General features: G+C 63.8%; 7 protein-coding genes. 3 read left to right on the top strand and 4 right to left on the bottom strand.

Annotated features, from left to right (window positions below; genetic code table 11):
• From AC3WJU_RS22110 to lysS, 4 genes are all read right to left on the bottom strand, one after another.
• Positions 1–641 (bottom strand): Clp protease N-terminal domain-containing protein (locus AC3WJU_RS22110; RefSeq protein ID WP_492260874.1); only part of this gene is annotated, 641 nt, incomplete at its 3' end.
• Between the two features lie 367 nt (positions 642–1,008).
• Positions 1,009–1,335 (bottom strand): histone-like nucleoid-structuring protein Lsr2, encoded by a 327-nt coding sequence (locus AC3WJU_RS22105; protein WP_059390281.1) that lies wholly within the window; start codon positions 1,333–1,335, stop codon positions 1,009–1,011.
• Between the two features lie 139 nt (positions 1,336–1,474).
• Positions 1,475–1,651: a hypothetical protein gene (locus AC3WJU_RS22100; protein WP_172465751.1), complete on the bottom strand. Its 177-nt coding sequence runs from the start codon at positions 1,649–1,651 to the stop codon at positions 1,475–1,477.
• A gap of 2 nt (positions 1,652–1,653) precedes the next feature.
• A complete protein-coding gene (gene lysS / locus AC3WJU_RS22095; RefSeq protein ID WP_284990899.1) occupies positions 1,654–3,183 on the bottom strand; it encodes a lysine--tRNA ligase in 1,530 nt (509 codons plus the stop codon).
• 77 nt (positions 3,184–3,260) lie between these two features.
• On the opposite strand from lysS, the gene AC3WJU_RS22090 reads away from it, so the two are divergent.
• The 3 genes from AC3WJU_RS22090 to AC3WJU_RS22080 are packed head-to-tail and all read left to right on the top strand — an operon-like array spanning position 3,261 to position 5,877.
• Positions 3,261–4,148, top strand: coding sequence for an alpha/beta fold hydrolase (locus AC3WJU_RS22090; RefSeq protein WP_284990900.1), 888 nt, complete (start codon positions 3,261–3,263; stop codon positions 4,146–4,148).
• 9 nt (positions 4,149–4,157) lie between these two features.
• Positions 4,158–5,012 (top strand): alpha/beta fold hydrolase, encoded by an 855-nt coding sequence (locus AC3WJU_RS22085; RefSeq protein ID WP_306964172.1) that lies wholly within the window; start codon positions 4,158–4,160, stop codon positions 5,010–5,012.
• Between the two features lie 31 nt (positions 5,013–5,043).
• Positions 5,044–5,877 carry an alpha/beta fold hydrolase gene (locus tag AC3WJU_RS22080; RefSeq protein WP_284990902.1) on the top strand — a complete coding sequence of 278 codons (834 nt, stop codon included), beginning with the start codon at positions 5,044–5,046 and terminating at the stop codon, positions 5,875–5,877.
• The last annotated feature ends 255 nt before the right edge of the window (positions 5,878–6,132 follow it).

The raw sequence follows: 6,132 nt of genomic DNA, 5'->3' as shown, positions 1-6,132 counted from the left end.
ATCAGCACGGGGTTGTTCTTGGTACGGCGGGAGAGGACCTGCATGACGCGTTCCATCTCCAGCTCGCGGCCGATCACGGGATCAAGCTTGTTCTCCCGCGCGGCCTGGGTGAGGTTGCGGCCGAACTGGTCCAGCACCACCGAACCGGCCGGGGTGCCTTCCTGCTGGCCTGGGCCTGAGCCGGGACCCGCAGTTTCCTTGCCCTGGTAGCCGGAGAGCAGCTGGATGACCTGCTGGCGGACGCGGTTGAGGTCGGCGCCAAGCTTGACCAGGACCTGCGCGGCAACGCCTTCACCCTCGCGGATGAGGCCGAGCAGGATGTGCTCTGTACCGATGTAGTTGTGGCCGAGCTGAAGGGCTTCGCGGAGCGAGAGCTCAAGTACCTTCTTGGCGCGCGGGGTGAAGGGGATGTGCCCGGACGGGGCTTGCTGGCCCTGGCCGATGATCTCCTGTACCTGCTCGCGGACGCCATCGAGCGAAATGCTCAGGGACTCAAGCGCCTTGGCGGCAACGCCTTCACCCTCGTGGATAAGACCCAAGAGGATGTGCTCGGTACCGATGTAGTTGTGGTTGAGCATGCGTGCCTCTTCTTGGGCAAGCACAACAACGCGACGGGCACGGTCCGTAAATCTCTCAAACATTTCGCCACACTCCTAGCTACGACGTACTTTGATGCTACGTGGCAACGCTCGAATTTTGGGGCGTGTTCGCCACAGGGGAAACATGGCCGCACCCGGGAATAAGTTCGCTCAACCCGTCCGCCGGCCCCAGGACCGCGGCGGAGACCGCATCCGGGGCTTCCCCAATCAGGCGCCGCTTCGGCCGGCACCCCCGCGAGCCGGCCGGCCGCCGTCGTTCTTCACCGCGAAAGTGGTGACTGCCTACCGGAAACGCCCAGTCGACTCCAAGGCTTCCCCGGAATAGTGGTGCACAACACCGTTATCCCGACGAGCCGGGCAGTTAAATGACAATACCCCGGCCGTAGGGCCGGGGTATTGATACTTGGTGTCAGGAATTGGCCTTCTGGTAGGCTTCCTGAATTTCGGCCTGAATGCGGCCACGGCTGTTTACGGTATAACCGTTCTCGCGCGCCCATTGACGGATCTGTGCCGAGTCCTGGTTTCTCCCTGCGGCAACGCGGCTACGCGTTGCACGGCCGGTCGATGTCTTGCGTGCCTTGGCTACAAATGGCCCCAGAGCGTCCCGCAGCTTCGCAGCGTTGGCACTGGACAGGTCCATTTCGTAACTGACTCCATCAAGGCCAAAGCGGACAGTTTCATCCGCAGAGCCCTCATCCAGGTCGTCAACGAGGATAATTTTGACTTTCTGTGCCATGAAAAGACTCTCTTTTGGAGGGGTCGGATATGCAGAATAGCTAGACTACTAATTAAAGATTATCGTCCAGCGCATGGCACCCCGTCAAAGGCTCCGTCAAAGGCACTATTAAATCTTCGGGAGCGGCCCCGAGAAAGAGCTATTTGGCAGGTGTTGAGCCGTCGCCCGCAGGCTTGGCAATTCCGAATCCGGCTTCTTCCTGGGCGCGGGCTTCTGCTTGGCGCTCTGATTTGTCCGCGTTGAAGATAGCCTTCATGGCAAACCAAAAGAGAAGTCCGACAACAACGGACGGTGCAAGAACGGCAATGTATTCCATGGTCAGTGCCCTTCGGGCTTGAGGAGTGGGAACAAGATGGTTTCCCGGATGCCTGCTCCGGTGAACAGCATGACCAAGCGGTCGATGCCTAGGCCGATGCCGCCCATGGGCGGAGCACCGTACTCGAGGGCGCGCAGGAAGTCTTCATCCAACTGCATTGCCTCGACGTCGCCGGCGGCCGAACGACGCGACTGCTCCGTGAGGCGTTCGCGCTGGATGACGGGGTCGATCAGCTCGGAGAAGGCCGTGCCGCGTTCCATGCCGCCAATGATGAGGTCCCAGGCCTCGATCAGGCGGCCGTCCTCCCGGTGCGGGCGGGCAAGGGGCTGCGCGGAGGGTGGGTAGTTGTAGACGAAGGTCGGGTTGAGCAGGGTCGGCTCGACGATCTCGCCAAACAGTTCCACGACAAGCTTCTCGGCGTCCCACTTCGGATCCACCTTGACCTCGTGCTTGGCGGCAATGGCCTGCAGTTCCGCCACCGTGGTGTCGGGGGTGATCTCTTCCCCGATCGCCTCGGAGAGCCCCGGGTAGACAGCAACCCAGGCCCATTCGCCGTCGAGGTCGATCTCTCCGGCGTCAGTCTGGATGGTGCGGGTGCCCACGACGTCGGCGACGTTCAGGATGATTTCCTTCATGCGTTCGGCCATGACGAACTGGTCCGCCCACGCCTCGTAGCATTCCAAGGTGGTGAATTCAGGGCTGTGCGTGGAGTCGACGCCTTCGTTGCGGAACACGCGGCCCATGTCGTAGACGCGATCGATTCCGCCCACCACGGCACGCTTGAGGAAGAGCTCTGTGGCGATGCGCAACGTCATCTTCTGGTCGAAGGCATTCATGTGCGTCTCGAACGGCCGGGCCGTGGCACCACCGTGGACGAGCTGCAGGATGGGGGTCTCCACCTCCACGTAGCCGCGGCGGTCCAAAGTGTCGCGAACCGAGCGGGTAATCGCCGCGCGGGTGTAGACCATTTCCCGGGCTTCGTCACGGACCATCAGGTCCACATAGCGCTGCCTGACACGGGTTTCCTCATTCAGCTCGGCGTGCAGCACCGGCAACGGGCGCAAGGCCTTGGAGGCCATGGACCAGGAATCAGCCATGACAGAGAGCTCGCCACGCCTGGAGGAAATGACTTCGCCCTTGATGAAAACGTGGTCTCCGAGGTCCACCAGCGCTTTCCAGTCCGCGAGGGTTTCCTCGCCGACGTTCGCCAGGCTGAGCATCGCCTGCAGGCGCACGCCCTTCCCGTCCACACCGCCCTCCTGGAGGGTAGCGAAGCAGAGCTTGCCGGTGTTGCGCACGAACACCACGCGGCCGGTGATGCCCACGATGTCGCCGGTGGTTTCGTCAGCCTCGAGATGTGCGTACTTCTCGCGGATCTCGGCAAGGGAATGCGTCCGCTCAACACCCACCGGGTAGGCCTCGGTGCCGCGCTCAATCAGCTTGCTGCGCTTTTCCATGCGGATGCGCATCTGCTCGCTGGCGTCGGCAGGCTCGGCGGCGGTGTGCGGGGATGGGGTGTTTGCGGAAGTCACAATCCACAAGTTTACCGGGGATTCCTTGGAGTTCCCTATCTTCCCCTCCCGCCCCCGCGGCAACATAGACTCGGGCTGTGGAGACATGGACAGTTGAAACGGACGACGACGGCGGGCACCTCGAGGTGCACTCCTTCCGGCCGGCGGCTGAGGCGTCCATTCCGGGCGCGTCGGGCGCTACGGAGGAGCCCGGCGTCGTGCTCGTTCACGGCACCTTGGTGACCGATTCCCTCTACTGGCCATTCGCCCGGAACCTGAGCGTCCTGCTAGGCCGGCCGGTGCATTCCTACAATCGGCGCGGCCGCGGCCGATCAGCGCCGCAGCCGCCCGGCTACTCCGCCGCAACGGAGACCAGCGACTTGCTTTCCGTGATGGAAGCGAGCGGATCCACCGATGTTGTCGGGCACAGCTATGGCGGATTCGTCGCGCTCCAGGCCGCGCTGCGCGCCCCCATTTCCCGCCTCGTCACTTACGACGCCGCGGTTTCCCTCTCCGGCAACTTGAACGGGCGCTGGCGGCCGCAATTGGAAGAGGCCGTCACCGCCGGCCAGCTCGACAACGCATGGGCGCATTTGGTCCAGGGGCTTGGCACGGCCGGCCCGATTTCCTATTTGCCGCTCGGGGCACTGCGGGTGCTCAGCATCCTCTCCGCGAAGACGAGGTTGGGTTCCGAGATGAGGGAATTGCTGCCGACGGCGGTTTTGGAGATGCGGGCGATCATTGACGCCGACTCGCACATCCAAGACTATGCGGAGTTGAAGACGCCAACCCTGATGCTCAGCGGCGGGTGGAGCCCGGCGTACTTTGCCGAAACCGGCCGGCAGCTTGCGGCCGCCATTCCTCCGGTGGACTTTGCGGTAGTTCCATTGCAGTTCCACGAGGGTCCCCTCCGGCCGGGCAAACAGCTCGCTGTGAGAATTGCCCGCTACCTGGCGCGGGGGACGGCGAAGGCGCCGTCCCCCTAGGATGAAGCGGTGAGAGAACGTGAGGTCCCGACGCCCGACGGCGGCAAGCTCGCCTTGTACAGTTACGGCTCGGTGGACGCGCCAGGAGAACGCCGCGTGGTGCTCATTGGGGGCGCATTCCTGACCGCGCTCATCTACCGGCCCTTTTCCATGGCGCTATCGAAGGGACTCGGCGAGGGCTGGGCAGTCGACGTCTACGATCGCAGGGGTCGCGGCAGCTCTTCGGAACTACCCGCGAACTACTCGATGGACACGGAGATAGCGGACGTCCGCAGCATTTTGGACGCCACCGGCGCCAGGAACCTCCTCGGCCACAGCCTTGGCGGATCCGTGGCATTGAATGCCGTCCAGGAGTTTGCGGGAACAAGCTACGAGCCGGACAAACTGGCTGTGTATGACGCGGCCGTGAACATCGACGGGAGCATGGACACGGGCTGGCTGGACGGCTTTGCCCAATCCGTGGACAGCGGGAATGTGGGGCGTGCCATGGCCAGGATGAAGCGGGGAATGCAGCCTGGCACCGCTTTGGCGCGAATCCCGGAGCCCATCCTGGCGGGACTCATGGCCCTTGTTTCCCGCACCAAGGTCAACAAGGTCCTCAGGGGACTCATGCCAACGGGCGTGGCCGAACTCAAGGCCGCCTACGACGAAGCCGCGCATCCCCGGGACTTCTCGGTGCTCCCCCGGAGCACGCGATTCATCGTGGGTAGCAAAAGCCCCGAATACTACAAGGTCACCGCAGAGCGGCTATACGCAGCCGTCCCGGGAAGCACGCTGGTGGTATCGCCGAAAGGCTTCCACGGATCCATTCCTGCCGCGGTCAAGGAACTCGTGACGGACATTTCCAGCTATTTCAAGGACTGACGGAACCCCGCGGCTCCGTTAGGCTCGAAGCATGACGCGCGAGAACATCACAACGGCCGACGGCGGAACCCTCGAGCTCTTCACGACGGGCGGTGAGCTTGCCAACGGCGGCTCAGGCGTCGTCGTCGTGCCCGCATCCATGGTGACCGCCGCAGACTATTCCAAGTTCGCCCAGAAACTCAGCGCCGCCTTGCGCCGCCCGGTCCACACCTTCAACCGCCGGGGCCGTGGTGAATCATCGCCCCAGCCCGAGGACTACACCCTCGACGTCGACATCCGGGATCTTTCCGAAGTCATGAAGCACACGGCCAGCACCGACGTCTTCGGCCACAGCTTCGGAGGCGCCGTGGCCCTGCACGCGGCGCGTACGCTGCCGGTGGAACGCCTGGCGGTCTACGACCCCGCCGTCTCCGTCAACCACAGCGTGAAGGCGGACTGGACGGGCGAATACGAACGCGCGACGGCGGCTGGAGACTTTGACCGCGGGCTTGCTGTGCTCGTGAAGGGCGTCGAAACAGAGGGCGCCTTCGCGCGGATGCCGCTGTCGATGCTGACGCTCGTCACGAAGCTGACCTCAGGCACCCCCATGGGCAAACAAATGCGGGAGCTCATGCAGGCCGGCGTGCGTGAGATCAAGGCAGTCATCGCCGCGGACATGCCCGCAGAGCCTTTCCTTGAGCTGCCGCTGGAGACGCTCATTGTGGTCGGGGAAAAGAGCCCCGCCTACTTCGGTGTGGCGTGTGGCCAGATCCACGACGTCCTGTCCGGATCGAGCTACACCATCCTGCCCGGCCACGGCCATGATGGTGTGATCCGCGCACCGGACAAGCTCATCGCCGAGCTCTCCGACTTCTTCTCGGGGTAGACGCCCGCTCACATATAGGGGGTTTTGAGCGGACGCTCGCTCACCTGTGGCGGCTCCCGGCGGGACGCTCGCTCACAAACAAGGGGTTCTGGCGGGACGCCGGCTCACATGTGGCGGCTCCTGGCGGGACGCCCGCTCACATATACCGGCTCCCGGCAGGACGCCGGCTCACATCATGTGAGCGGGGGTTGGCTCGTGTGCCGTGTGTTGGGGTGTGTTAAGTGGGTCAGGCCCCGACACTGGTGTGTCGGGGCC

The organism is Arthrobacter sp. FW306-1B-F12A, assembly GCF_058781865.1.
Note: the sequence above shows the minus strand (reverse complement) of the source record. Positions and strands in the feature narration are given on the sequence as shown.